General features: G+C 71.4%; 23 protein-coding genes, 1 tRNA gene and 1 pseudogene. 16 read left to right on the forward strand and 9 right to left on the reverse strand.

Annotation, left to right across the window (positions count from 1 at the left end; translation table 11 throughout):
• Positions 1-51: 51 nt before the first annotated feature.
• A complete protein-coding gene (locus AC07EG_RS13205; protein WP_478253305.1) occupies positions 52-2,664 on the reverse strand; it encodes a putative bifunctional diguanylate cyclase/phosphodiesterase in 2,613 nt (870 codons plus the stop codon).
• A gap of 210 nt (positions 2,665-2,874) precedes the next feature.
• On the opposite strand from AC07EG_RS13205, the gene AC07EG_RS13210 reads away from it, so the two are divergent.
• From AC07EG_RS13210 to lon, 3 genes are all read left to right on the forward strand, one after another.
• Positions 2,875-3,837, forward strand: coding sequence for a GNAT family N-acetyltransferase (locus AC07EG_RS13210; protein ID WP_478253306.1), 963 nt, complete (start codon positions 2,875-2,877; stop codon positions 3,835-3,837).
• 40 nt (positions 3,838-3,877) lie between these two features.
• The gene (locus tag AC07EG_RS13215; protein ID WP_478253307.1) at positions 3,878-4,726 is read left to right on the forward strand and encodes an SAM-dependent methyltransferase; all 849 of its coding nucleotides are present in this window, start codon (positions 3,878-3,880) and stop codon (positions 4,724-4,726) included.
• A 106-nt stretch (positions 4,727-4,832) separates the two neighbouring features.
• Complete coding sequence (gene lon / locus AC07EG_RS13220) at positions 4,833-7,226, forward strand: endopeptidase La (protein WP_478253308.1); 2,394 nt, start codon at positions 4,833-4,835, stop codon at positions 7,224-7,226.
• Positions 7,227-7,399: 173 nt separating this feature from the next.
• Here the strand turns inward: lon and AC07EG_RS13225 are convergent.
• Positions 7,400-8,030: pseudogene (locus AC07EG_RS13225) on the reverse strand (DedA family protein); the annotation flags it as partial.
• Between the two features lie 158 nt (positions 8,031-8,188).
• Between AC07EG_RS13225 and AC07EG_RS13230 the strand changes: the two are divergent.
• Together AC07EG_RS13230 and AC07EG_RS13235 are read left to right on the forward strand one after the other, a co-directional pair.
• Positions 8,189-9,325 carry a sensor histidine kinase gene (locus tag AC07EG_RS13230; RefSeq protein WP_478253309.1) on the forward strand — a complete coding sequence of 379 codons (1,137 nt, stop codon included), beginning with the start codon at positions 8,189-8,191 and terminating at the stop codon, positions 9,323-9,325.
• Positions 9,316-9,960, forward strand: a complete 645-nt coding sequence (locus AC07EG_RS13235; protein ID WP_478253310.1) for a response regulator — start codon at positions 9,316-9,318, stop codon at positions 9,958-9,960. Before AC07EG_RS13230 ends, AC07EG_RS13235 begins: the two co-directional genes overlap by 10 nt.
• Here the strand turns inward: AC07EG_RS13235 and AC07EG_RS13240 are convergent.
• Positions 9,945-11,327 (reverse strand): ABC1 kinase family protein, encoded by a 1,383-nt coding sequence (locus tag AC07EG_RS13240; RefSeq protein ID WP_478253311.1) that lies wholly within the window; start codon positions 11,325-11,327, stop codon positions 9,945-9,947. The genes AC07EG_RS13235 and AC07EG_RS13240 overlap by 16 nt on opposite strands.
• Before the next feature lie 194 nt (positions 11,328-11,521).
• On the opposite strand from AC07EG_RS13240, the gene AC07EG_RS13245 reads away from it, so the two are divergent.
• Together AC07EG_RS13245 and AC07EG_RS13250 are read left to right on the forward strand one after the other, a co-directional pair.
• On the forward strand, positions 11,522-12,184 hold the full coding sequence (locus tag AC07EG_RS13245) for a TetR/AcrR family transcriptional regulator (protein ID WP_478253312.1): 663 nt from the start codon (positions 11,522-11,524) through the stop codon (positions 12,182-12,184).
• An 11-nt stretch (positions 12,185-12,195) separates the two neighbouring features.
• Positions 12,196-12,795, forward strand: a complete 600-nt coding sequence (locus AC07EG_RS13250) for a TetR/AcrR family transcriptional regulator (protein WP_478253313.1) — start codon at positions 12,196-12,198, stop codon at positions 12,793-12,795.
• On the opposite strand, the gene AC07EG_RS13255 is transcribed toward AC07EG_RS13250, so the two are convergent.
• The 3 genes from AC07EG_RS13255 to AC07EG_RS13265 form a co-directional block, all read right to left on the reverse strand.
• On the reverse strand, positions 12,792-13,226 hold the full coding sequence (locus AC07EG_RS13255; RefSeq protein ID WP_478253314.1) for a hypothetical protein: 435 nt from the start codon (positions 13,224-13,226) through the stop codon (positions 12,792-12,794). The two genes, AC07EG_RS13250 and AC07EG_RS13255, sit on opposite strands and share 4 nt — an antisense overlap.
• A gap of 58 nt (positions 13,227-13,284) precedes the next feature.
• Positions 13,285-14,256, reverse strand: a complete 972-nt coding sequence (locus AC07EG_RS13260; RefSeq protein WP_478253315.1) for a hypothetical protein — start codon at positions 14,254-14,256, stop codon at positions 13,285-13,287.
• A gap of 385 nt (positions 14,257-14,641) precedes the next feature.
• A tRNA-Tyr gene (locus tag AC07EG_RS13265) sits at positions 14,642-14,723 on the reverse strand.
• 117 nt (positions 14,724-14,840) lie between these two features.
• Here AC07EG_RS13265 and AC07EG_RS13270 point away from each other — a divergent pair.
• From AC07EG_RS13270 to AC07EG_RS13280, 3 genes are read left to right on the forward strand one after another with little or no spacing between them, the layout of a single operon-like run.
• Positions 14,841-15,332 (forward strand): YajQ family cyclic di-GMP-binding protein, encoded by a 492-nt coding sequence (locus tag AC07EG_RS13270; protein WP_478253316.1) that lies wholly within the window; start codon positions 14,841-14,843, stop codon positions 15,330-15,332.
• Positions 15,329-16,246 carry a GNAT family N-acetyltransferase gene (locus AC07EG_RS13275; RefSeq protein ID WP_478253317.1) on the forward strand — a complete coding sequence of 306 codons (918 nt, stop codon included), beginning with the start codon at positions 15,329-15,331 and terminating at the stop codon, positions 16,244-16,246. The genes AC07EG_RS13270 and AC07EG_RS13275 overlap by 4 nt, the downstream gene beginning before the upstream one ends.
• Positions 16,247-16,276: 30 nt before the next feature.
• A complete protein-coding gene (locus tag AC07EG_RS13280; protein WP_478253318.1) occupies positions 16,277-17,398 on the forward strand; it encodes an exo-alpha-sialidase in 1,122 nt (373 codons plus the stop codon).
• Here AC07EG_RS13280 and AC07EG_RS13285 read toward each other — a convergent pair.
• Both AC07EG_RS13285 and AC07EG_RS13290 read right to left on the reverse strand, forming a co-directional pair.
• The gene (locus AC07EG_RS13285) at positions 17,371-17,985 is read right to left on the reverse strand and encodes a TetR/AcrR family transcriptional regulator (protein WP_478253319.1); all 615 of its coding nucleotides are present in this window, start codon (positions 17,983-17,985) and stop codon (positions 17,371-17,373) included. The two genes, AC07EG_RS13280 and AC07EG_RS13285, sit on opposite strands and share 28 nt — an antisense overlap.
• 4 nt (positions 17,986-17,989) lie before the next feature.
• Complete coding sequence (locus AC07EG_RS13290) at positions 17,990-18,856, reverse strand: alpha/beta fold hydrolase (protein ID WP_478253320.1); 867 nt, start codon at positions 18,854-18,856, stop codon at positions 17,990-17,992.
• An 82-nt stretch (positions 18,857-18,938) separates the two neighbouring features.
• Here AC07EG_RS13290 and rfbA point away from each other — a divergent pair, with 82 nt between their 5' ends.
• Positions 18,939-19,817, forward strand: coding sequence for a glucose-1-phosphate thymidylyltransferase RfbA (gene rfbA, locus AC07EG_RS13295; RefSeq protein WP_478253321.1), 879 nt, complete (start codon positions 18,939-18,941; stop codon positions 19,815-19,817).
• A gap of 154 nt (positions 19,818-19,971) precedes the next feature.
• Here the strand turns inward: rfbA and htpX are convergent, their stop codons facing one another.
• Positions 19,972-20,832, reverse strand: a complete 861-nt coding sequence (gene htpX / locus AC07EG_RS13300) for a zinc metalloprotease HtpX (protein WP_478253322.1) — start codon at positions 20,830-20,832, stop codon at positions 19,972-19,974.
• Between the two features lie 162 nt (positions 20,833-20,994).
• On the opposite strand from htpX, the gene AC07EG_RS13305 reads away from it, so the two are divergent.
• From AC07EG_RS13305 to AC07EG_RS13325, 5 genes are all read left to right on the forward strand, one after another.
• On the forward strand, positions 20,995-21,939 hold the full coding sequence (locus AC07EG_RS13305) for a YncE family protein (RefSeq protein WP_478253323.1): 945 nt from the start codon (positions 20,995-20,997) through the stop codon (positions 21,937-21,939).
• 53 nt (positions 21,940-21,992) lie between these two features.
• Positions 21,993-22,865: an LLM class F420-dependent oxidoreductase gene (locus tag AC07EG_RS13310; RefSeq protein ID WP_478253324.1), complete on the forward strand. Its 873-nt coding sequence runs from the start codon at positions 21,993-21,995 to the stop codon at positions 22,863-22,865.
• 89 nt (positions 22,866-22,954) lie between these two features.
• Positions 22,955-24,166, forward strand: coding sequence for a BtrH N-terminal domain-containing protein (locus tag AC07EG_RS13315; RefSeq protein ID WP_478253325.1), 1,212 nt, complete (start codon positions 22,955-22,957; stop codon positions 24,164-24,166).
• 101 nt (positions 24,167-24,267) lie between these two features.
• Complete coding sequence (locus AC07EG_RS13320; protein ID WP_478253326.1) at positions 24,268-25,311, forward strand: Gfo/Idh/MocA family protein; 1,044 nt, start codon at positions 24,268-24,270, stop codon at positions 25,309-25,311.
• Between the two features lie 148 nt (positions 25,312-25,459).
• Positions 25,460-26,440: an NAD-dependent epimerase/dehydratase family protein gene (locus tag AC07EG_RS13325; RefSeq protein ID WP_478253327.1), complete on the forward strand. Its 981-nt coding sequence runs from the start codon at positions 25,460-25,462 to the stop codon at positions 26,438-26,440.
• Positions 26,441-26,464 lie beyond the last annotated feature (24 nt).

A 26,464-nucleotide genomic window follows, 5' to 3' on the forward strand; every position in this document is an offset into this window, starting at 1 on the left:
CTACCAAGGCCCTCGCGGCCCCCTGTCAGGGGGGTCCCTTTCGGGAAAACCTCAGGTCAGCAGGGTCAGCACGGTCTCGGTGTGCCGTCCGGGCGACCGGGCCGTGCGGGCCAGCAGCCAGGCCTCCAGCCGGTCCTCGGCGAGCGGGCGCGAGATCAGGTAGCCCTGCGCCACGTCGCAGCCCATCGCCTCCAGCTGGTCGCGGGCCACGTCGTCCTCGACGCCCTCGGCGACCACCGTCAGGCCGAGCGAGTGCCCCAGCTCGACGATCGAGCGGACCACCGCGAGGTCGCCGAGGTCGGTGCCCATGCCGAGGACGAAGCTCTTGTCGATCTTGACCTGGTCCACCGGCAGCTGCCGCAGGTAGGCCAGCGACGAGTAGCCGGTGCCGAAGTCGTCCACCGCCAGCACGATGCCCAGCGAGTGCAGCTCGCGCAGGATCGGCAGCGCCTTCTGCGGGTCGGACATCACGCCGGACTCGGTCAGCTCGAAGGTGAGCAGCTCGGGCGGCACATCGAAGCGCTCCAGCGCCTTGACCACCTTGCGCGGGAACTCCTCGTCGGCCAGGTTGCGCACGGACAGGTTGACCGCGGCGGAGATCCGCAGGCCCTCGTCCAGCCACTTGCGCACCCGCCGCAGCGACTGCTCCAGCACGAACTCGGTGAGCACGCCGATCAGGCCGGCCGCCTCGACCGCGGGCACGAACTCGTCCGGGTCGAGCTTGCCGAACTCCGGGTGCACCCAGCGGACCAGCGCCTCCACGCCCTGCACGTGCCGGTTCGGCAGCGTCACCTTGGGCTGGTAGTGCACGCTGACCTGGCCGTCCTCCACGGACTGGCGGAACTGGGTGACCATCTGGAACCGGCGCATGAAGATCTGGCCCATGCTCGGCACGTAACCGCGGACCTCTTCGCCGCCGCGGGTGGCCCGCACCGCCACGTCGGCGCGCTGGAGCAGGGCGTCCACGTCGACCGCGTCGGCGCTCTCCTCCTCCGGCGTCGGCGAGGCGTAACCGACCTTGGCGTTGGCCTCGACGGTCAGCCGGTCGACGGGGTAGGGCGCGGACAGTTCGGCCCGCAGGCGGTCGGCGATCTCGTGCGCCTGCTCCGGCGTGCGCTCGACGATCAGCGCGGCGAACGAGGCGCCTTCGAGGCGGGCCAGCGGCACGTCGCTGCCGAGGGTGTCGCGGATGCGGCGACCGGCGGCGATGACCATCCGGTCGGCCCAGGCGTACCCGAGCGCGTCGCTGACCGTGGAGAAGACGTCCAGCTCGATCCGGAGCACCACCGCGCCGAGGCGTTCGCGCAGCGGCTCGCGGGCCACCTGGCGGAAGCCCGGCCGGTTGAGCAGGCCGGTCAGCGGGTCGTGGTAGGCGTCGTGGCGCAGGGTGGCCAGCAGGCGGCGGTTGTCCAGCGCGGTGGCCAGGTGGCTGGCCATGGTGCCGAGCAGCTGCACGTCGGACTTGCCGAACCCGCGCCAGCGGGACAGCCGGTCGTGGGCCTCGATGATGCCGAGCAACTGGTTGGCGCTGCGCAGCGGCACCACGAGCGCCTCCTGCGCGCCCCGGTCCAGCAGCGCGCCGCGCACCTCGGGATTGGCTTCGGTGAGCCGGAAGTGGCGGACGTGCGCGCCGGGCAGGCGGACCAGCGGGTCGTCGGCGGTGGTGTCCTCGGCGGGCAGCGGGTCGCCGGAGACGACCGCGCGCATCGCGTCGGTGGGTTCGAGCCGCAGCCGCAGCACCACGCGACCGGCGGCGAGCTGGTCCTTGATGCGTTCGGCGATCGCGCCCCATTCGACGACGTCGACGCCGCGGCCGAAGTCGTCGGCGCGGCTGGCCGGGCGGGCGGCGGCCTGCTGACCCGACCGCGCGACCATCAGGCTGACGTCGGACAACGCTTCCATGTCCCGCTGTTCGCGCAGCAGGTCCGAGTAGGCCCAGTACAACGCGGTGAGGCCGAGGAACACCGCGAGCACCAGCGGCCACGCCTGCGGCACGTGGAAGATGACCAGGTAGCCGGACAGGCCGACCGAGGCGTTGACGAAGCCGACGACCAGGATCCGGCCGGTCAGCCGCAGCGCGGTGCTGATCCGCATCCGGCGGCGCAGCACGCGGACGGCGGCGAGCGCGAGCAGGGTGCTGACCAGCGGCGCGGTGAGCGTGCCTGCCAGCGCGGCCACCCACGGCATGCCGTCCTCGCCGACGGCGACCTTGACCAGCCCGGCGACCGCGAAGGCGCCGGTGATCTCCAGCAGGAAGGCGCCGGCGTTGTAGAGCACGCGACCGCGTACCTTGCGAGCCAGCAGGGTGCCGACGCCGGCGATCAGGTGCGCCACCAGCACCACTTCGAACGGGGCGATGAAGAAGCCGATGACCAGCGGGATCTCGGTGAAGGAGATGGTCCAGGAGATGCCGCTGCGGACGTCGACGTTGATGCCGAGCTGCTCGGCGAGCAGGAAGGCCAGCGCGAGGACCGGGGTGATCCACCAGAGCATCGCCGAGCCCTCGAACGGCAGCCACCAGCTGACCACCGCCGCGGTGACCAGGCCGACGGTGAGCACCGTCGCGGTGTAGACCCGGAACCGCCGTTCGTCGACCGCCGCCTCGTCCGTCGCTGCCGAGGGCACCGGGCCGGCGGTAGCGGTTCTGCCACCTGAGTCCGGCATGCAACCTCCTTACGGCCTGATCGCGAACGAGGAGTCACTGTACCCCGGAGGGGGTATTCCAGCCTCGTTCCGACCATTATGGGATCAGCTAAGGGTTAACTCCTAGCCAACCGCGTGGGCCGGGGGGAACCACCGGGGTGAAACGCGAGTGGTATTCGGGTCCCACCGAGCGGTAGGCCGGGTTACCCCGGCAGCCTCCCGGGGACTTGAATGTGTGATGTGGACCTCACTGATTTTGCTGCCATCGCCACCGAGCACGCCACCCGGCTCAAGGCCGTCGACCCGTTGATCCCCGCGCCGGGGGACCTGCCGGAGAACACCGACGACGTGCTGACCGCCGAAGCCCGCGACTCCGCCGGGCTCGGCTTGTTGTCCTGCGAGAAGATCGCCGCCGACGCCCCGGGGGCGCAGTGGCGCGCGCTGGTCGAGCACCGGCTGGACCTGCGGCTGGCCGGTCCCGACCCGGGTACCGCGCTCGGCCTGCTGCTGGAGAAGTGGCTGGCCCGCCTGGCCGACTCCGGCACCACGCCCGGGGACTGGGAGACCGCGGCGGTGGTGATCCGCCCCAGCCGCGACTCGACCGGCGCCGGTGAACTGCTGCGGCACGGCTTCGCGCCGGTGCGCGTGGTGGCCCTGCGCCCGGCGGAACGGCACGGTCGCGGGCCGCGGCGGACGCCGGGCGTGGCCGTGCGCACGGCCACCCGCGGCGACGTCGCGAACGTCGTCGAACTGCTGCTGGAACTCCAGCACTACGACGCCCAGTTCGGGGTGGCGACGGTGCGCCAGAGCACCGAGCGCGCGCTGACCGCCGAAGTGGAGGAGGTGCTCGCGCGGGACGAACCGCCGTTGTGGATCGCCGAGGTGTACGGCAAGGCGCTCGGCGTGGCCAGGGTGCAGCTGCCGCCGGCCTCGGACTGGTCGAAGATCTACGTCGACCAGACCGGTGGCCCGAAGATCGGCTACCTGACTTCGCTGAACGTGGCCGAGCAGGCCCGCGGCACCGGGGTCGGCACGGCGCTGGCCGAGCACGCGCACCAGGTGTTCGACACCGAGGGCGTGGACCTGGCGCTGCTGCACCACGCGCTGGCGAACCCGCGGTCGACGCCGTTCTGGTACGCCCAGGGTTACCGGCCGCTGTGGACCTACTGGTACCGGCGACCGGCGGTGCGCTAGAACTGTTGAACACAGTTCGCCGCACCCCCCGGAGCCCGCGTTGACCCATCGTCCCGATTCCGCGCCCGAAGCCCCGGCCGGGGTGGACACCGAGAAGCCGTCGTCGGCCCGGGTCTACGACTTCTACCTCGGCGGCACGCAGAACTGGGCGGTGGACCGGGAGTTCGGCAGGCGGATCGAAGAGCAGTGGCCGCACGTGAAGCCGGGCGCGAAGCACAACCGCGAGTTCATGAACCGCGCGGTGCGGGCCGCGCTGGACGCGGGCATCCGGCAGTTCCTCGACCTCGGTTCCGGGGTGCCGACCGCGGGCAACGTGCACGAGGTGGTCCGCGGGGAACTGGGTGAGCGGGAGCGGGCGACGGTGGTCTACGTGGACTACGAGGCGGTGGCCACCGCGCACGCCACGCTCATCCTGGAACGGCAGGGCGCCACCGGCTGGGCCGGGCACGTGCAGGAGGACCTGCGGCACCCGAAGGCGATCTTCGACCACCCGACCACGCGGCGGCTGATCGACTTCGACCAGCCGGTCTGCCTGCTGATGATGGCCGTGCTGCACTTCGTCGGCCCCGACGACGACCCGGACGGGCTGGTGCGCACCTACCGCGACAAGCTGGCGCCGGGCAGCTGGCTGGCGCTGTCGCAGATGTCGGTCGGCGGCACCACCGGCGAGGAAGCCGAGGGCGTGCGGAACTTCGCCGCGCAGTACCGGAACACGCAGAACCCGGTCTGGCTGCGCGACCGCGAGGAGATCGAGCGCTGGATCGGCGGCTGGACGCTGCTGGAACCGGGTGTCACGCACCTGCCGGACTGGCGCCCCGACCGCGAGCTGACCGCCCGCGAGGCGAAGGCACGGCCGTTCGCCTGGTGCTTCGTCGCCGAGAAGCCGTAACCGGTTTTATTCCCGGACGGCGCTCGCTACGGGCGAACAACCAGCGGAAACAAACCCGGGCTCCGGAAAGTTGAGCAGAGCAGACTCAACAACGAAGGAGCATTCGATGACCGACACCCGGCTCCTGCCCGTACTCCCCCTCGACTCCGACGTGGTGCTGCCCGGCATGGTCGTGCCGTTCGACCTGACCGAAGCCGAAACGCGTGCCGCGGTGGAGTCCGCGCAGGCCAAGCCCCAGGGCCCGACCGTGCCCGGCATCCGGACCACCCCCAAGGCGGAGGTGCTGATCGTGCCGCGCGTGGACGGCGAGTACGCCGAGATGGGCACGGTCGCCACCGTCGAGCGCATCGGGCGCGTGCCCGGCGGCAAGGCCGTCGTGGTGCTGCGCGGGGTCCGGCGGGCCCACGTGGGCACCACCGGCGACGGCCCCGGTGCCGCCCGGTGGGTGCACGCCGAAACCGCCGCCGAACTGCCCGTCGACGAGCAGACCCGGCAGCTCGCCGGTGAGTACAAGGCCGTGGTGCTGTCCGTGCTCCAGCAGCGCGGGGTCTGGCAGATGCTGGACGCGGTGCAGGAGCTGGAGGACCCGTCGGCGCTGGCGGACCTCGCGGGCAACGCGCCCTACCTGGGCACCGAGCAGAAGCTCGAGCTGCTGCGCACGCTGGACGTCGCCGCCCGCCTGGAGAAGGCGCTGGAGTGGACCCGCGAGCACCTGGCCGAGCTGGAGGTGACCGACACGATCCGCAAGGACGTGGCCGAGGGCATGGAGAAGCAGCAGAAGGAGTTCCTGCTGCGCCGCCAGCTCGAAGCGATCCGCAAGGAACTCGGTGAGCTGGACGGCAGCGGCGAGGACGACGACTACCGCTCCCGCGTGGAGTCGGCCGAGCTGCCCGAGCACGTGCGCAAGGCCGCGCTGGCCGAGGTGGACAAGCTGGAGCGCACCTCCGACCAGTCGCCGGAGGGCGGCTGGATCCGCACCTGGCTGGACACGGTGCTGGAGATGCCGTGGAACACCACCACCGAGGACGCCTACGACATCGCGGGCGCCCGGCAGATCCTGGACACCGACCACGCGGGCCTGGACGACGTGAAGGAACGCATCATCGAGTACCTGGCCGTGCGCAAGCGCCGGGTCGACGCGGGTGCGGTCGTGGGTGGGCGGCGGTCGGGTGCCGTGCTGGCGCTCGCCGGTCCTCCCGGGGTCGGCAAGACCTCGCTGGGTGAGTCGATCGCGAAGGCGATGGGCCGCAAGTTCGTCCGGGTGGCGCTCGGCGGCATCCGCGACGAGGCCGAGATCCGCGGGCACCGGCGCACCTACGTCGGCGCGCTGCCCGGCCGCGTGGTGCGGGCGATCAAGGAAGCCGGTTCGATGAACCCGGTGGTGCTGCTCGACGAGATCGACAAGGTGGGCGCCGACTACCGCGGCGACCCGACCGCGGCGCTGCTGGAGGTGCTCGACCCCGAGCAGAACCACACCTTCCGCGACCACTACCTCGAGGTCGAGCTGGACCTGTCGGACGTGGTGTTCCTGGCCACGGCCAACGCGCTGGAGACCATTCCCGGCCCGCTGCTGGACCGGATGGAGCTGGTCACCCTCGACGGCTACACCGAGCACGAGAAGGTCACCATCGGCCGCGACCACCTGCTGCCGCGGGAGCTGGAGCGGGCCGGGCTGGCCGCGGGCGACGTGACGCTGACCGACGCGGCGCTCAGCCGGATCGCGGCGGAGTACACCCGGGAGGCAGGCGTGCGCGCGGCCAACCGGACCATCGCGAAGGTGCTGCGCAAGATCACCACGAAGGTGGCGCTGGACGAGGTCGAGCTGCCGGTCACGGTGGACGCCGCCGACCTGGAGACCTACCTCGGGCGGCCGCGGCACCTGCCGGAGTCGTCCCTGCCCGCCTCCACCCAGCGGACCTCGATCCCCGGCGTGGCGACCGGGCTGGCGGTGACCGGGGCCGGCGGTGACGTGCTCTACGTGGAGGCGTCGCTGTCGGACAAGGAGACCGGCGGCACCGGGCTGTCCCTGACCGGGCAGCTGGGCGAGGTGATGAAGGAGTCGGCCCAGATCGCGCTGTCCTACCTGCGTTCCCGCGGGGCCGAGCTGGAGCTGCCGGTCGGTGACCTGGCCGAACGCGGTATCCACATCCACGTGCCCGCCGGCGCGGTGCCGAAGGACGGGCCGTCGGCCGGGGTCACCATGACCACCGCGCTGGCCTCCCTGCTCTCCGGCCGGGTGGTGCGGGCCGACGTGGCGATGACCGGTGAGGTGTCGCTGACCGGTCGGGTGCTGCCGATCGGCGGGGTGAAGCAGAAGCTGCTCGCCGCGCACCGGGCCGGGATGAAGACGGTGGTCATCCCGCAGCGCAACGAGCCGGACCTGGACGACGTGCCCGCCGAGGTGCTGGCCGAGCTGGACGTGCACCCGGTGGCTTCGGTGCGGGAGGTGCTGGAGCTGGCGCTGGCCCCGGCGGCGGCGCCGGTCACGCAGGCGGCTTGAGCCGACGAGGTGCGGGGGCGGACCGGCCCCCGCACCTCACCTGCGTTCCTCGTCCGAGCGGAGGTCGCCGACGAAGCGGCCGCGGCCACCGGTCATCTCGGGGACCGAGAGCATGCGGGTGGGACTGTCCTCCTCGTCCGGCTCGCCGGTCTCCTCCTCGTCGTCGTCCTTGCCCCGGTTCTTCAGCCGCTTCACCACGAAGACCACCACGGCCAGCACCACCAGGCCGATGACCACCTTCTGGAAGATGCCCGCGTACTCCTCCATGACGTGCCAGTTGGCCCCGAGGAGGTAGCCGGCCACCACGAAGATGGTGTTCCAGAGCAGGCTGCCGAGCGTGGTCAGCGACAGGAACTTCCACAACGGCATCTTCTCGATCCCGGCTGGCAGCGAGATCATGCTGCGGAACAGCGGGACCATCCGGCCGAAGAAGACCGCCTTGGTGCCGTGCTTGGCGAACCACTGCTCGGTCTTGTCGAAGTCCGAGCCCTTGACCAGCGGGACCTTGCAGATCAGCGCGCGGCAGCGGTCCCGGCCGAGCAGGGCGCCGAGGTAGTAGACGACCACCGCGCCGACCACCGAGCCGAGCGTGGTCCAGATCAGTGCCTCGGCCAGGCTGAACGTGCCCTGGCTGGCGGAGAACCCGGCCAGCGGCAGGACCAGTTCGCTGGGGATGGGCGGGAAGAGGTTGTCGAGGCCGACGATCACGGCCGCGCCCACCCCTCCGAGCGTGTCCATCAGACTCACCGCCCATCCGGCGAGCCCTCCCATCTCCGGGGCTTGCTGGGCGAGTTGCGTGATCATCGGCGGCCTTTCATGGTCGTCTGCACCTGCCAACGAAGCTACGGACGCCTCGAGTTCCGGGCACTGCGGTGAGTCCTCCCATATCCTCCCGGGTACCCCAGGCCGAACCTGCGGGAAACCGCAGTCCGCGGCCCATCGCAGCCGGTTAGCCTCGGCGGGTGGGAACAAGCTGGGTGCGCGCCGCCGGGCTCGGCACCGCCGGGCTGGCGATCGGTTCGGTCACCGGACTGGTCGAACTGGTCTTCGTGGTGCTCGGAACTGTGACACTGGCCTTCCCCCTGGCGCACCAGGGGGTGTTCGCCGGTGCCAAGAGGCTGGCCGAGTTCGAGCGGCGCCGCATCGCCAAGTACCTCGGCGCCGAGAACGGCGCCGACTACTCCGGTGTCCGCGCGCTGCAGTACCTGGCCCTGCGCTGCGTCGCCGGACTGCTCGGGTTCGGCGTCCTGCTGCTGATCGCCTACGGCGGGGTGTCGGCCGCGTTGATGCTCGCGCAGATCTTCCGCGGCGAGCCGGTCGGCGGCGGCACGGAGCCGTCGAGCTGGTACGACTCGATCACCATCGTGCTGTTCGGGTTGCTGCTGGCCTTCATCGCCGTGCAGGGGCTGATCGGCGTGGCGAAGCTGGACCGGCTGCTGGCGAGCCGGTTCTTCGGCCTGAGCCGGAGCGAGGTGATGCTGCGCCGCCTGCAACAGCTGGCCAGCAGCCGGGCCGGGGTGGTCGAGGCGGTCAACGACGAACGCCGCCGCATCGAGCGCGACCTGCACGACGGGGTGCAGCAGCGGCTGGTCGCGCTGGGCATGCTGCTCGGCCGCGCCCGGCGCGCGGCCGAACCCGAGCGCGCCGCGGAACTCGTGCGCCAGGCACACGAGGAATCCCAGCAGGCCCTGCGTGACCTGCGTGAAGTGACCTGGCGGGTGTACCCGATCGCGCTCGACCGAGGCGGGCTGCACCCGGCGCTGGAGTCCGTGGCGGAGAACGCCGGGGTGCCGGTCCACCTCGACTTCCGGCTCGCCTGGCGGCCGTCGCTGGCGGTGGAGACGGTGGCGTACTTCGTCATCTCCGAAGCGGTGACGAACGCGATGAAGCACGCGTCGGCCACCCGGATCGACGTGTCGGTCTTCCCGGCGTCGTCGGTGATCGTCGTGCGGATCACCGACGACGGGTGTGGTGGGGCGCTGATGGGCAGCGGCCTGTTCGGGCTGTCGCGCCGGGTCGCCGCCGCCGACGGGAAGTTCACCGTGGACAGTCCGGTCGGCGGGCCGACCACGATCACCGCGGAGTTGCCGTGCGGGTAGTGCTCGCCGAAGACAGCACCCTGTTGCGGGAGGGGCTGGTCCGGTTGCTCGCCGAGGAGGGGCACGAGGTGCTGGCCGCGGTCGGTGACGGTGACGCGCTGCTGTCCGCCACCGCCGCGCACCGCCCCGACGTGATCGTCACCGACGTCCGGATGCCACCGTCGCACACCGACGAGGGCCTGCGGGCGGCACTCGAAATCCGTGCGCGGTTCCCCGAGGTGGGCGTGCTGGTGCTGTCCCAGTACGTGGAGAAGCGGTACGCCACCGAGCTGGTCACCGACGACGGCGGCAAGGTCGGTTACCTGCTCAAGGACCGGGTGGCGCAGGTAGGCGAGTTCCTGGACGCGCTGGAGCGCGTCGGCTCCGGTGGCGCCGCCTTCGACCCGGAGGTGGTGCGGCGGCTGCTCGCCAGGACCACCCACAGCGATCCGCTCGCCAAGCTGACCGCGCGTGAGCGCCAGGTGCTGGACCTGATGGCGCAGGGGCACACCAACGCCGGGATCGCCGGGCAGCTCTACGTTTCCCTGAGCGCGGTGGAAAAGCACGTCAACTCGATCTTCGACCGGCTGGACCTCTCGCACACCAGCGGGTACAGCCGCCGGGTGCTCGCGGTGCTGCGTTACCTCGGCTCCTGAGCGGCCCGCCACCGCGCGTCGGTGCGGCCGAGTTCGGTCGCCGGTTCGTCGCCGTGCAGCCATTCCCTGGCGATGCGGTGCCAGTTGCCCCTGGCGCGCAACCGGCCGAGCAGGCCGAAGGTGTACAACTCCGCCCGCCTGGCGAAGAGGTGCTCCGGCGGCAGGTACTGCCAGCGCATCTTCCGGTAGTGCGGGGACCGCGGGTCGATCGAGCTGATCATCGCCTCGGCAGCCAGTTCCGGGGTCGCCTCGATCTCGGCGTCGGCGAGGTACCAGCCGACGGCGTCCTCGATGTAGGCGAGCACCTCGTCCGGTTCGATCCGGCCGGGCTCGCCGAGGATCCCGGCCGCGGCCATGCGCTCGTGCACCTGCTCGGCGTCGCCGTCGGCGGCGGCCCGCAGCACCGCCCGTTCGAGATCGATGCTCTCCCGGCTCATCCGCTTGAACAGTCCGAAGTCGAGGAACGCCACCCGGCCGTCGGGGCGCAGCAACACGTTGCCGGGGTGCGGGTCGCCGGGGAAGTCGCCGGTGTGGAACAACGCACCGCAGTAGAAGCGGTAGACGATCTCGCCGACCCGGTCGCGCACCGGCCGCGGTTGCGCGGCGATGCCGTCGAAGTCGATGCCGTCGACGAATTCGGTGACCAGCACGTGCCGCCCGCACAGTTCGGCCACGCTGTCCGGGATGTGGATGAACGGGTGCCCGGCGAACTCCACCGCGAGCTGGTGCTGGGTCTGCGCCTCCAGCCGGTAGTCCAGTTCCTCCTCGACGCGCAGCCGGATCTCCTTGGCCAGCGAGTCCAGTTCCAGGCCGGGGAAGACGTTCGGCGCGAGCCGGAGGAACAGCGCCAGGTTCTTCAGGTCGGCGCGCACCGCGGTGGCGATGCCCGGGTACTGCACCTTCACCGCGACCGCGCGCCCGTCGTGCAGGCGGGCCCGGTAGACCTGCCCGATCGAGGCCGCGGCCACCGGATTCCGGTCGAATTCGGCGAACACCTCGGCGATCGGCGCACCCAAATCGGCCTCCACCGCGTTCCGCATTCCGGAGAACGGCACCGCCGGGGCCCGCGCCAGCAGTACCGCGAGTTTGCGGCGGAATTCTTCGCGCGCGGTGTCGGGCACGAGATCGAGATCGAGCACGGAAAGCAGCTGCCCCAGCTTCATCGCCGCGCCCTTCATTCCGCCGAGCACGGAAACGAGCTGATCAGCGGCGGCGAGCGCGCGGCGGTCCAGCAGGAACTGCTTGCGCTCACTCGAACGGCCCAGCCCGGCCACCCTGGTGCCCGCCTGGCGCAGCGCCTGCCCGGCGGCCAGCCTGCCCAACGCCGTCGCCCGCACCAGCCGGGATCTCGGCGGCGCCTTGCTCATCCAGCCTCCTCGCCGCAACCCACCATTTTCTCGCAACCGCTGACCGAAATCCACCGATTTCGCCTTCGACGAAAGGGCGCTGATCAGAATACGGCGCCCGCGCTCCGTACAACCCGGGGTGGCGGTGGGTAATCGCCTGCACTAATGCAGAGCTGAGCCGTCCACGGAAGTTCAGGTCCCGTAAGCTGAGCGAGATGGAATCCGCGTCCACGTCTTCGCCGGCGACGCCCCGCGCGCGCCGGGGCAGGCCGCCGGAGAAGGGGCTGGCCGAGCGCCGGCGCCGGCAGATCGTCGATTCCGCCTGCGTCGTGTTCACCGAACGCGGCTACGAGGCGGCCAACATCTCCGAGGTGGCCAAGCACGCCAAGGTCGGCCAGGGCACCGTCTACCGCTACTTCGAGAGCAAGCGTGAACTGCTCGACCACGTGCTGGACCACTGCGTGGAGCGCCTGGTCACCACCGTGCGCGCCGCGGCGACGCGCGTCGAACCGCGTGACGCCGAGGAGTTCACCGCGCAGCTGCGCACCATCGCGCAGCGGTTGTTCTCGCTCATCGACGAGGAACCGGACCTGCTGAAACTGGTGCTGGTGGAGGCCGCGGCGATCGACGCGGAGCTCAAGGCGCGGCTGCTCGGCCTGGAGGCCACGCTGTCCGCGTTGATGGCGTCCCATCTGGAGGTCGGCGTGCGCGCGGGCTGGCTGCGCCACAACCTCGACACCGCGGCGGTGGCGCACGGGTTGAACGCGCTGGTCGTGCCGGGCTTCCTGCTGGCGCTGCGCGGGGAAGCGACCGAAGAGAAACGCGGGCGGTACATCGACACCCTGGTCGGGTTCGCCGTCCACGGGGTGAGCAAGTGACAGGAGCGCCCGTGCGCAACCGTACGGCAGAGCGGCGGGTCCAGCTGGTTCGCGCCGCGCACCACGTCTTCTCGTCACGGGGTTACCGCAACACCGGCGTTTCCGACATCGTCAAGCAAGCCGGGGTCAGCCACGGCACCTTCTACAACTACTTCGACAACAAGCGCCACATCCTCGACGACGTGCTCGACACCGGGGTCGACTTCATCCTCAACGAGGTCGTCGGCACCGACGAACCCGACGACGCGGCCAGCGCCGAGGAGCTGGCCACCCAGTTCCGCACCATTCTCACCAGGGTGTTCGACCTGGTCGAGCGCGAACCGGACCTGGTGCAGTTCATCCTGCTCGACGCCCCGGCCATCGACGACGAGTCGCTGCAACGCCTGCTCCGGCTGGTCCGCACCTTCGGCGCCACCGCGTCGGCGTTCCTGGCGAACGGGGTGCGCCGCGGCTTCCTGCAGTCCGAGCTGGACACCGAGATCGCCGGCGAGGGCCTGCTCTCGTTGATCATCTCGGCCATTCTCACCGGGGTGCGCGGTGGCCTGAGTCCCGCCGACCGGGAGCGCACGATCGACGCCTTCGTCACCTTCGCGATGCACGGCGTCCGCTAGTTCCGTTCAGCACGCACGATTTCCCGGCCTCCGTAACCGAGCACGCCGACCGAGCGCACCCCGTTCACCGGCACCAGCACGGCACCGGTGAACCGGGTCGACCGCTCCGAAGCCGCCCAGCTGCCCGCCTCGTGCTCGATGCCCGCAGTGTCGGTCACCACCAGCCGGCAGCGCTCGCCCCAGCTGATCCCGGCGACCTCCACGTCCAGCCGCGTCCACCCGGTGGCGGGCAGCAGCCGCGTCCGCAGGTGCACGCCGTCGGCGGAGACCGCCGTCCAGCTCGGCTCCGGCTGCCCCAGGACCACCCCGCCGGCGAGGGCCGCACCGGCCAGCACGACGACGGCGGCCAGTCCGGCGACGCAGCGCCTGCGGTGGTCCCGGCGGCGCTCGGCGCGCACCCTGGCGATGGTGCCGCGCAGCACGCGATCCACCGGTGGACAGGAAAAAGCCTGGCCACTCCGGGAATGGCCAGGCTTTCTCCGCGGTGGTTCAGTAGCCATTTCCGGCGCTGTCCGAGGCGGACCCGGCGGGCTCGGGGGCCTTCTTCTGCTCGGCCACGAACGGTGCTTCGGACTTGCAGCCCTCCGGCATCATCGCGTACCAGGTGCCGCCGACGCCGTGCCCGTTCGCCTGCCCGGCGGCGGTGTCCTTGGCGTAGGTGTAGACCGGCCAGCCGCCGACGGTGACCTGCTCGGTGCCGTCGTCGCGCTTCACCGTGCCGACCAGCTGGGCGTCCACTCCGGACAGTTCCGGGGTGCCGTTGGCCAGCAGCGGCGGCCAGGCGGTGGCGCAGTCTTCGTTGCAGACCGACTTCGGCGGCTTCTTGCTGTCCTTGCCGAACAGGTACAGCGTGCGCCCGTTCTGCTCGGTGAGCACCCGGCCCACGCCGTCGACCTCGGCCGCGGTCAGCTGCACCGCGGCGGCCTGCTGTTGCTGTTCCGCGGTCTTGACCGCCTTGCCGCCCTGCGGGTTCACCGCGTACCAGGTGCCGCCGACGGCCTGGCCCTTGACCTCGCCCGCGGCGGTGTCCTTGGCGTAGGTGTAGACCGGCCAGCCCTTGACGGTGACCTGCCTGGTGCCGTCGGTCCTGGTCACCTCGCCGATCACCGAAGCGTCCACTCCGGACAGTTCGGGAGCGCCGTCGCCGGCCAGCAGCGGTGGCCACGCCTTGGCGCAGTCGCCGTCGCAGTTGGACTTCGCGGGGTTCGCGGTGTCCTTGTCGAACCGGTAGAGCGTTTTGCCGCCCTGTTCGGTGAGCACCTGGCCGAGGCCGTCGATCTCGGTGGCGGCCAGCTTGACCGAGGGCGCGGCCTGCTGCGCCGCCGGGGCGACCACGGCTGCCTGCTCGTCGGCCACCGGCGCCGCCGCCCCGCCCGGTGCGGCTCCCTGACCGCAGGCCCCGAGCACCGCCAGCCCGAGTGCCGCAGCCGTGGCCGAGAGAACGATTCGCTTGCGTGCCATGGGACTCGCTCCTTCGCGTCGTCGGAAGGTCCCGCCCGATCCGCGGCGACCGACACCCGGGAACACGGGAGCGGGCGGCGCCCGGTTCGAACTTTTCCCAAGATCTTTTGGCGGGCCGGGTTGGCAGCGGGTCACCAGAACGGGGGCGAGCTGCTCCGGGAGATTCGGCACCGCGCGGACCGCTTATGACCTGGGTCACATGGCTCAACCTGGCGGGCGAAGTCCCCTGTCCGTACCGCTACGGATCTACGCGGAGCACCCCGACGGGCCCCGCGACCGGGGGAGCGTGGCCACGCATTGGCCAGTCACGCCCCCGAACGCCCGGACGAAACGAGAACGCCCCGCTGACCTGTTTTCGCAGGTCAGCGGGGCGTTTCCGCTGGTGTGGCAGGTGAGGGATTCGAACCCCCGAAGGCGAAGCCGTCTGATTTACAGTCAGATCCCTTTGGCCGCTCGGGCAACCTGCCGTAGCCGGGTGGACCGGCCGAGGAAGAGAATACAGGCCGACGTGGCGGGGTCGGCACCCGGTCTCCTCAAGCTAGGCTGGACCGACCGACTAGTGCGATGACGAGGTGTGAGAACCAGTGGCGGATCCCTCTTTCGACGTGGTGAGCAAGGTCGACCGGCAGGAGGTGGACAACGCGCTCAACCAGGCGAGCAAGGAGCTCGCCACCCGCTTCGACTTCCGCGGGGTGAACGCGAAGGTGGCCTGGGCGGGCGAGGAAGCGATCGCGATCGAGGCGGAGACCGAGGAGCGGGCGCTCGCGGCGGTCGAGGTGTTCAAGGAGAAGCTGATCAAGCGCGGCATCTCGCTCAAGGCGTTCGAGGCCGACGAGCCGGCGATCTCCGGCAAGATCTACAAGGTCAACGGCCGCATCCTGCAGGGCATCGCCTCCGACAAGGCGAAGCAGATCGCCAAGTTCATCCGCGACGAGGGGCCCAAGGGCGTCCAGGCCCAGATCCAGGGCGACCAGCTGCGGGTGTCCGGCAAGAAGAAGGACCACCTGCAGGACGTCATCGCGGCGCTGAAGAACAAGGACTTCGAGATCGCGCTGCAGTTCACCAACTACCGGTGATCCGCGAGCGGCGGCCCGAGGACCTGCCGGAGGCGGCAGCGGCGCTCGTCGCGGTCTACGAGCGCGACGGGTACCCGGTCGAAGGGGTGGCCGACCCGGTGGCCTGGTTGCGGCCGCCCGGGTTGGTGCGGGCGTGGGTCGCCGAGGTGGGCGGGCGGGTGGTGGGGCACGTGGCCCTGGTCGCCCCGGGGAAGCTCGTGCGGTTGTTCGTGCACCCCGACGCCCGCGGGCGGTCGGCCGGCGAGCGGCTGGTGCGGACCGTCATGGCCCACGAACAGCGCCTGGTGCTCGACGTGCTGGCCAAGGACGTCGCCGCGATCCGGCTGTATGAGCGGCTCGGGTGGCGCAGGGTCGCCGACACGGGCCACGGGTCGTACGCCTACGAGGCGCCCGCCTTCCACGTGCGGCCCGCGCTGCCCGGTGAGCTGGCGGAGGTGGGCCGGCTGCGGGTCGACGCCTATGCGGCTCAGCACCTCCTGGACGCCAATCCGGCGTACGCCGGCACGTTGCGCGCGCTGGGCGCCGGCGGTGAGGTGTTCGTCGCGGTGGAGGGGGACGAGCTGCTCGGGACGGTGATGCTGGCGCGCTGGGGACCCGGGAGCGAAGTCGCCCGTGGGGCGGATGAGGCCGAGGTGAGGGCGCTGGCCGTCGCACCACAAGCGCAGGGGCGCGGGGTCGGGGCGGCGTTGCTGCGTGCCGTGGTCGATCGGGCCGGAGCGCTCGGGATCCGCCACCTGGTGCTGTCCACGCAACCGGCGATGACCAGCGCCCAGCGCCTCTACGCCGCCCACGGCTTCGTCCGGCTGCCCGAGCGGGACTGGGCGCCGGTCCCCGAACTCACCTTGCTGAGCTTCGGCAAGCAACTCACCCGGCTGGGCGACGTGCCCCGGCACGAACAGGGCCACATGGTGTAATCGCGCGGTTGCCGTGCGAGAGGAGCCCCGTTGCGCCGCGTGCTGGTCCTGCTGCTGCTCACCGGCCTGCTCATCCCGGTCCCGGCCGCGGCCGACGGGCGGCAGCCGCTCTTCGACGGCATGGGGTCCTACCCCCGGCTGCTCCGCCTGTCGGATCACCGCATCGTGGCCACGATCACCAGCCAGGACGGCCGCGGCCACTACGCACCTGTCTTCCAGAGCGACGACGAGGGCGCCACCTTCCACAAGATCGGCGAAATCCGCGACCCCGAGGGCGCGTACGGCATGTGCTGCGGCACCCTCTACGAACTCCCGCGGCGGATCGGCGGGCTCGAGGCGGGCACGCTGCTGTGGGCCGCCAGCTACGGCCAGCAGGCCGGTCCGAACCGCCGCATCGCGCTCAAGGTCTGGGCCAGCCACGACGGCGGCCGCGGCTGGCGGTTCCTGGCCGAGGCGGCCCGCTCGCACAACCACGACGGCATCTGGGAACCCGAGTTCGTGGTCGACGCCGGTGGCGCGCTCTGGATGCACTTCGCCGACGAGACCGAGGCCCCGCGGTTCGCGCAGGTGCTCAACCGGATCGGCTCGGTGAACGGGGTCGACTGGGGCACCAAGCAGCGCACCCTGGCCATTCCGCCGCACCGCGTGCGCCCCGGCATGCCGATCGTGCGGGCGCTGCCGGACGGCCGCTTCTACTTCGGTTACGAGATCTGCAACTACGGCCGCAACTTCTGCGATCCGTACCACAAGATCTCCCCGGACGGCGCCAACTTCGGCCTGCCGAGCGATCCCGGCACCCCGATCGCCACCGCCGACGGCAGCTACTTCCAGCACGCCCAGACCGTCGCCCTGTTCCCCGGCGGCCCCCACGGCACGCGGCTGCTGATGGTGGGCCAGATCTTCACCACCGCCGACGGCGATCCGCTGCCCGGCAACGGCCGCACCCTGCTCGCCAACGACAACTTCGGCGACGGCCCGTGGTACGAGGTGCCCGCGCCGGTCACCGTGACGCAGCCGATCGACCACTGGTGCCCGAACTACAGCTCCACCCTGCTCCCGGTCGACGACGGCGCGAACGTGCTGCAGATCGCCGCCGACCTCGAACCGGACGGCTCGTGCCGGGCCTACTTCGGCAAGGGCCCGGCGTCCTGATCCCGCAGCAGCCCGGCCGTCCACGCACCGAGCGCCGCCTCGGCCTCGGCGCGGGTGGCCACCGGGTCGTCGGCGCAGGCGATCATCAGCGCCGCCTCCGCCACCGCGCTGAGCACCAGCTGCGCCAGCACCCGGACCGGCTGCGGGGCGAACAGGCCGTGCTCGACGGCGGCGGTGATCAGCTCCTCGATCAGGCCCAGCCCGTACCGCGCCTCCAGCTCGCGCCACGCCTGCCAGCCCAGCACGGACGGGCCGTCGATCAGCGAGATCTGCCGCACCTCCGGCCGGGCGCAGGCGTCGAGGAAGGCGGTGAGGCCGGCGGCCAGGCCGGAGAGGAAGTCCGGCTGGGCGGCGATCTCGGCGCGGATCGCGTCGGTGACCTCCTGCTCCAGCTCGGCCACGACGGCGCGGAACAGGCCCTGCTTGTCGCCGTAGTGGTGGTACAGCGCACCCCGGCTGACCCCGGCCGCGCGCACGATCTCGTCGGCGGGCACAGCCTGGTAACCGCGCTCCGCGAACAGCTGCCGCGCCGCCGTCACCAGCGCGTTCTTCGTTCCGGCCGAGCGGTCCCGCTGTGTTCGCCTCACCCGGTCAATCTGCCATGACGCCCGCGAACTCGATGATGTGCCCGGCCAGCGCGCCCGGCTGGTCCTCCGGGACGAAGGTGTAGGAGTCCTCGATCTCGACCACCCCGGCCCGGCCGAACGCCTCGGCCAGCCGGTGGGCCAGCGAGAGCGGGAACAGCCGGTCTTCGCCGGCCCACGCCAGCAGGACCGGCTTGTCGAACGCGGCCAGCTTCGGGGCCGCTTCGAGGGTGTAGCGGTTGCTCACCCGGCGGACGAACTTCCGCAGGTCACGGCGGACGCCCGCGCTGCGCCACGCCGGGTCGAGGTAGCGGCGCACGATCACGTCGTCGATCGGGCGCTTCGCCACCCAGCCGAAGGTGATCGGCAGCCGCTGCAACGGCTTGATCCGCAGCAACGCGGTGGTGAGCAGGCCGAAGCCGGGGATCCGCGCCAGCGTCGGCAGCGGGCCGAACGCCGGTGGGAAGAAGCACTCGAAGCAGTCCGACGGCGTGAACACCACGGCGCCGACGCGCTCCGGCCGCCGCGTCAGCAGCAGCTGGGTGATCGCGCCGCCGGTGTCGTTCGCCACCAGCAGCACGTCCCGCAGGTCGAGCGCGTCGAGGAAGTCCGCGACCAGGTCGGCCACGTCCAGCGGGCTCAGCTCGGCGTCCGGCCGCAGCGGTAGTTCGTGTGCGCCCAGCGGCAGGTCGGGGGCGAGGCAGCGGTAACCGGCCTCGGCGACGGCGGGCACCACCTTCCGCCACAATTCGGCGTTCACCAGCAGCCCGTGCACGAAGACCACGGGCCGCCCGGCGCCCCGCTCGAAGTACCGCACCACGCCCTGGGGCAGTTCGACCACCGCCGGTGTGCCCAGCTCCACGCTTCGCTCCATGCGCCCATGGTTACATACAGACAGTATGTATGTAAATGACCCGATACTGTGGTCCGGTGCAGCGAGCGAGACGGGGGAACGGATGAAGGGCATCGTGCTGGCCGGGGGCAGCGGAACGCGGCTCCACCCGATCACCCAGGCGATTTCGAAGCAGTTGCTGCCGGTCTACGACAAGCCGATGATCTACTACCCGATCTCGGTGCTGATGTTCGCCGGCATCCGCGACATCCTGATCATCTCCACCCCGGCCGACCTGCCGAGCTTCCGGCGGCTGCTCGGGGACGGCAGCCGGTTCGGGATGAACTTCAGCTACGCCGAGCAACCCAGCCCCAACGGTCTCGCCGAGGCGTTCATCATCGGCGCGGACTTCGTCGGCGACGACGACGTGGCACTGGTGCTCGGCGACAACATCTTCTACGGCCAGGGTTTCTCCAGCAGGCTGCGTGCCGAGGTGTCCTCTTTGGACGGCTGCGTGCTGTTCGGCTACCCGGTGAAGGACCCGGAACGCTACGGTGTCGGCGAGGTGGACGAACGCGGGAACCTCGTGTCCATCGAGGAGAAGCCCGCGCACCCCAAGTCGAACAAGGCGATCACCGGGCTCTACTTCTACGACAACGAAGTGGTGGAGATCGCCCGCGGGCTCGAGCCGTCGCCGCGGGGTGAGCTGGAGATCACCGACGTCAACCTGACCTACCTGCGTGCCGGGCGGGCGAAGCTGGTCGACCTCGGGCGCGGGTTCGCCTGGCTGGACACCGGCACGCACGATTCGCTGCTCGAAGCCGGGCAGTTCGTGCAGGTGCTGGAGCACCGCACCGGCGTGCGCATCGCCTGCCTCGAAGAGGTCGCGTTGCGCATGGGCTACATCAGCGCCGACGAATGCTTCACCCTGGGCGCGGCACTGGCGAAGTCGGGTTACGGCGACTACCTGATGGCGGTGGCGAAGACGGCAGGCGCGTCCTGAGGGCTGTCACGTAACCCTGGGCGCGGGGCTGCTGAACCGGGCCGCTGCCGGCCTTGGCGCCGGTGCGCAGACGCCGGATCGACTCGACTGCACCGTCTGTCGCAGCTCCGGCACCCAAGGCACACTCCGGCCCGCGTGGGGTGCCGGCAGACCCTCAGCGGCGGGCCTGCGCTTCGAGGCGGCGGATCCGTTCCTCGATCGGCGGGTGGGTGGAGAACCAGCGGGAGAGCTTTTCGCCGGGGCGGAACGGGTTCGCGATCATCAGGTGCGACTGGGAGACCAGCCGCGGCTCCGGGGCCAGCGGTGCCGCGCGGGTGCCCGCGTCCAGTTTGCGCAGGGCCGATGCCAGGGCCAGCGGGTCCCCGGTCAGCTCGGCCCCCGACGCGTCCGCCTCGTACTCGCGCGAGCGGCTCACGCCCATCCGCACGATGCCCGCCGCGAGCGGGCCGACCAGCACCAGCAGCAGGGTGAGCAGCGGGTTGCCGTCCTCCCGGTCGTCGCCCCCGCCGAACAGGCCGGCGAACATGGCCACGTTGGCGGCCACGCTGACCACGCTGGCCAGCACCCCGGCCACCGAGGAGAGCAGGATGTCGCGGTGGTAGACGTGGGCCAGTTCGTGCCCGAGCACCGCCCGCAGTTCGCGTTCGTCCAGCAGGTCCAGGATGCCGGTGGTGCAGCAGACCGCCGCGTGCCGCGGGCTGCGGCCGGTGGCGAAGGCGTTCGGCGCGACCGTCGGGCTCAGGTACAGCCTCGGCACCGGCTGCCGCGCCGTGGTGGCCAGCTCGCGCACGATGCGGTGGATGACCGGGTACTCGATCTCCGAGATCGGCCTGGCGCGCATGGCCCGCAGCGCCAGCCGGTCCGACCGGTAGTAGGCGAAACCGTTCACGCCCAGCGCCAGTACCAGGCCGACCAGCACCGCGGCCCGGCCGAAGGCGGCGCTGACGGCGATGATCAACGCGCTGAGCAGGCCGAGCAGCAACGCCGTCCGGACCCCGTTCCGGTGCTTGTGCACTGACCGGCCGCCTCCTTCCCGCGCATCGGTTCCCGGAGTCAGAACGCGTGCGGAGCGCACGAGGTTCCGCCGCGATCCTCACCCGGTCGGGCGTCCGGCACAACCGGCGACCCCGCCACCACGGGGTTAGGGTCGATGAACGAGTGACAACAAGAGGACACCATGCGGGCGAAAACGATCTCGAAGCTCCTGCTGGCGCTGGGCCTGGCCACCGCGGTCGCGGCACCACCGGCCAGTGCCGGGGAAGTGGTGTCGATCACCCTGCCCGACCGGCCCACCGCGGTCGCGGTGAATTCCGCCACCGGGGTCGCCTACGTGGCCGCACGCGGCTCGGTCTCGGTCGTCGCGGACCGCACCGTGGTCACCACCGTGCAGCTCGGCGGCCCGCTGAGCGACGTCGCGGTGAACGAGCGGACCGGGCGGGTCTACCTGGCGAACGCGCGGGCCGGCACGGTGACCGTGCTCGACGGCGGCACCAACACCGTGCTCGGGGTGATCGCCGCCGGTCCCGGCAAGTCCGCACTCGACGTCGACGAAACCGCGAACGCGGTCTACGCCACCGGCGGGGCCACCGGCGCGGTGGCCGTGCTGGACGGGGTGAGCAACACGCTGCGGGCCACCGCGACCGCCGAAGCCGGGCCGCTGGCCGGCGTCCGGGTGGACGAGGACCGGGGTGTCGCCTACTTCACCGGGGACGTGAGCCGGACGGTCGAGGTGCTGGACACCGCCGCCGGGGCCTTCGTCGGCTCGGTCCCGGTCGGCACCGCCCCGGCCGGGCTCGACCTGCACCAGGCGAGCAACACGCTGTTCGTGGCGAACTCCGGCACCCACCACCTGTCCGTGGTCGACGGCGCCACCAGAGCGGAAACGGCCAGGGTGCCGCTGCCCAGCGCGGCCTCGTCGGTGGCCGTGCACCAGGGCAGCGGCGCCGTCTACACCAACGGCGGGCCGAACGGGCTGGTCCGCATCGACGAGGAGTCGAAGGCGGTGACCGGCGAGCTCGGCCTGGGCACCAACGCCGGGGACGTCGCGGTCGACCAGCAGACCCGGACGGTCTACGTGGTCGACCCACCGCAGCGGTCGCTGCTGGTCGTCACCGGCTTCTGAGCGCTGAAGCCGCAGTGAAGACCGGCTGAAGGTCGCCGTCCTACCGTTCCGGCATGGACCTCGGGCTGCAGCTTCCGGACTTCACCTTCGAGGGCGGACCCGCGCGGCTGGGCGCGGACCTCGCCGAGATCGCCCGCACCGCCGACCGGGGCGGGTTCGCCTACCTGGCCGTGATGGACCACTTCTTCCAGATCCACCTCTTCGGGCCACCGGAGAAGGACATGCTGGAGGCATACACCACGCTGGGCTTCCTCGCCGCGCACACCGAGCGCGTCAAGCTGCTCACCGTGGTCACCGGCGCCCTCTACCGCCACCCCGGGCTGCTCGCCAAGGCGGTCACCACGCTGGACGTGCTCTCCGGCGGACGCGCCATGCTGGGTCTCGGCGCCGGCTGGAACGAGGAGGAGGCACGCGGGCTCGGCCTGCCCTTCCCGCCGGTGGCCGAGCGCTTCGAACTGCTCGAAGACGCGCTGCGGTACTGCCTGGAGATGTGGTCGGCCGCGGACAAGCCGTTCTCCGGGCACCACGTCGAAGCCGAGCGGCTGCTCAACGCGCCGCAGGCGCTCAGCCGCCCGCACCCGCAGATCATGATCGGTGGTGGCGGTGAGCGGAAGACGCTGCGCTTCGTGGCGAAGTACGGCCAGGCGTGCAACCTGTTCAACACCCCGGACCTCGCGCACAAGCTCGACGTGCTGCGCGCGCACTGCGAACGCGAGGGGCGGGATCACGAAGAGATCACCAAAACCGTGTACCACCCGCTGGTGGTCGGCGAGCACGGCGAACGGGTGGACGAGCTGGTCCGCGAGCTGCGGCGGCTGGCCGGACTCGGGGTGGACGCGGTGATCGGCGGCACGCCGGGGGCCGAGCGGATCGAGCCGCTGGAACTCATCGCCCGCGAAGTGATCCCGGTCGTCGCTCCACTTTAGTCACCGATTGGCAACTGCTCGTTGACTCGACCCCCGGCCGGCTATTTACTGGTCGCTCCAATCCTGGGCGAGTGCACCGAGGACGGCCAGTGGGCGATCAGGGTCATCAGCTGCGCGGCGGGGTCCAGCCGGATGTCTCGGCGATCACGAACGTCTTGGCCAGCCGGGGTTTCCACGGCCCGGACGGGACTCCGCCGAGCGAGGCGCTGGTGTTCGCCTGCAGCGGCGGCATCGGCGCGGGGTACCTGCTGTGGGAGTTCCAGCACGACGGCAACAAACCGCTGGTGCTCGGCTTCCGCAACCGCTGGCAGTACCCGCAGGCGTGGTTGCAGTCCACTGTGGACAGGCTGGGCGTGCCGGCCGAGGTGCACACCACCACCGGGCCGGTGGCCGCCGCGCAGCGGCTGAGCGCCGAGCTGGCGGCCGGGCACCCGGTGCTCGTGCTGCCCGACCGCTACCTGGTGGGTTACTGGCACCTCCCGGCCAGCACCGAGGGCATGGGCGGGCACTTCGTCGTGGCCTACGGCGAGGAGAACGGCCGGGTGCTGGTCGACGACCGCAACCTGGCGCCGCTGACGGTCGAGCGCGCCGCCTTCGACCGGGCCCGCAGCCGGGTGGTCTCCTACCAGAACCTGCTGGTCCGGCTCGAGCCGCCGGAGACGGGCATCAGCGCGGCGCGGCTGCGGGCGGCGGTGCGCGGCGGGCTCACCGACTGCGCCGAACGGCTCTCCGCCAGATCCGCCTCCTTCTCGCTGCCCGCCTGGGCCAAGTGGGCGCGCCTGCTGACCGACGACCGGAAGCGGAAGGGCTGGCCAACGGTGTTCGCCGACCGCGGTGGGCTGACCGGCACCCTGTTGTCCATCTGGGACGGTGCCGCCTCGGCCGGGATGACCGGCGGCAGCCTGCGCGACCTGTTCGCCGACGCGCTCACCGAAGCCGCCGAGGTGCTGGACCTGCCCGCGCTGGCCGAGCAGGCGCCCTGCTGGCGGGAGATCGACGACCGGTGGCGGGCGCTGGCCGACACCGCGCTCGACCCCGGCATCGGGCCGTTCGCCCGGATGCGCGAGCTGGTCACCGGCATCGCCGGCGGCGTGTTCGCCGACGGCGACGCCAAGCAGCAGGCCGCCGGGCAGGCGGCGGCCGAGCTGTGGATGCTGCGCGCCCAGTGCGACGCCGCCTGCCCGCTGTCCAAAGCGGACGTGCTGGCGTTGTTCGCCGAGCTGGCGCGGCGGCTGCGGGAGATCCACGAGGCGGAGACGGCAGCGATCAGCCGTCTCCGGTCGGTGATTTTCGAACCGTAGCGCGATCACGCGTTCACGCTGCGTGTAACGACTGATCCGGGCCCGGCGAATCACAGCGTGGAGCCGGGCCGCAGGGGCGCCCGCGGAACGGGGAGTCGGACGTGGAACGCATCGGCCTGGCCGTGATCGGCGCCGGTTACTGGGGCCCGAACCTGGTCCGGAACGCGCAGGCGACACCGGGCCTGCGCCTGGAGTACCTGTGTGACCTGGACCTGGCCCGCGCGCAACGGGTGCTCGGCGACTACTCGACGGTGCGCGCCAGCGCCTCGCTCGAGGAGGTGCTCGACGACCCGGCGGTGCACGCGGTGGCCATCGCGACGCCGGCCGGCACGCACCTCAAGGTGGCGCTCGCCGCGCTGGAGGCGGGCAAGCACGTGCTGGTGGAGAAGCCGCTGGCGGCGAACCTGGCCGAGGGGCGGCAGCTGGTCGAGGCGGCCGAGAGCCGCGGGCTGGTGCTCATGCTCGACCACACCTACTGCTACACACCCGCCGTGCGCCACCTGCGGGAACTGGTGCGCGGCGGGGAGCTCGGCGACGTCCAGTACCTGGATTCGGTGCGCATCAACCTCGGGCTGGTGCAGCCGGACGTGGACGTGCTGTGGGACCTGGCGCCGCACGACCTGTCGGTGTTCGGCGCGATCCTGCCGGACGGGGTGGAGCCGCTGGAGGTGGCCGCGCACGGGTCGGACCCGATCGGCGCCGGGCGGGCCTGCGTGGCGCACCTGACCATCCGGCTGACCGGTGGCGCGATGGCCCACGTGCACGTGAACTGGTTGTCGCCGACCAAGATCCGGACCATGGTGATCGGCGGGTCCAACCGCACGGTGGTGTGGGACGACCTGAACCCCAGCCAGCGGTTGTCCATCTACGACCGCGGGGTGGACCGCGCCACCGAACTCGGTGCGGAGAAGCGCGAGCAGGCGATCATCTCCTACCGCGTCGGGGACATGGTCGCCCCGGCGCTGACCGAGCGGGAGGCGCTGCGGTCGGTGATGGCGGAGTTCGCCGGCTCGATCGCCGAAGGCCGCCGCCCCCTCACCGACGGCCGGTCGGGGTTGCGGGTGCTCGCCCTGCTCGAAGCCGCCAGCGAAAGCCTGGCGACCGGCGGGACCTTCATCCCGATCGAAGCGGGGGTTCCGGCATGACCGGGCAACCGCGCGAGGCCGCGCCACTGGCTGGACTGAGCGATGCCGATCGGCCCCCAGGGCCGGGCGGCACCGGGAAGGAAGCCAGTGGCTCGAAGCGGCCTCGCCGCCTCGGCGGAGCCGAGGCCGAAAACACGGAGGTGGCGGTATGAGTGCGCAGCCCATCGAGAATCAGCGTTGCCTGGTCACCGGGGGTGCGGGCACGATCGGGTCCGCCGTGGTGGACCAGCTGCTCGAAGCGGGTGCCGCCGAGGTGGTGGTGCTGGACAACTTCGTCCGCGGCCGCCGGGAGAACCTGGCCGAGGCGGCGGGTGAGCGGCTGACCGTCGTCGAGGGCGACATCAACGACCGCGAGCTGGTGCACGAGCTGACCCGCGGCACCGACCTGGTGTACCACCTCGCCGCGCTCCGGATCACCCAGTGCGCCGAGGAACCGCGCCTGGCCCTGGAATCCCTGGTGGACGGGACCTTCACCGTGCTGGAGGCCGCCGCGGCGGCGAAGGTGCGCAAGGTGATCGCCAGTTCCTCGGCCTCGGTGTACGGGCTGGCCGAGCACTTCCCCACCGACGAGCGCCACCACCCGTACAACAACGACACCTTCTACGGTGCCGCGAAGGCGTTCAACGAGGGCATGCTGCGCAGCTTCAAGGCGATGTACGACCTGGACTACGTGGCCCTGCGCTACTTCAACGTCTACGGCCCGCGGATGGACGTGCACGGGCTCTACACCGAGGTGCTGATCCGCTGGATGGAGCGCATCGCCGGCGGGCAGCCGCCGCTGATCTTCGGTGACGGCGCGCAGACGATGGACTTCGTCCACGTGCACGACATCGCCCGCGCGAACGTCCTGGCCGCCAGGGCGCCGGTCACCGACCGCGTCTACAACATCGCCAGCGCCACCGAAACCAGCCTGCGTGAACTGGCGCTGGACCTGCTCACCGCGATGGGCTCGGACCTGGAACCGGAGCACGGCCCGGAACGCGCGGTCAACGGGGTCACCCGGCGGCTGGCCGACATCTCCGCGGCCGAGCGGGACCTCGGCTGGCAGCCGCGCATCAAGCTGCCGGACGGCCTGCGCGGGCTGGTCGAATGGTGGCGGCAAAGCAACCGGAATTCGGCGGCCCGGTGAATTCCCACCTGGTCGGCCGCGTTA

Source organism: Amycolatopsis sp. NPDC045836, assembly GCF_056431745.1.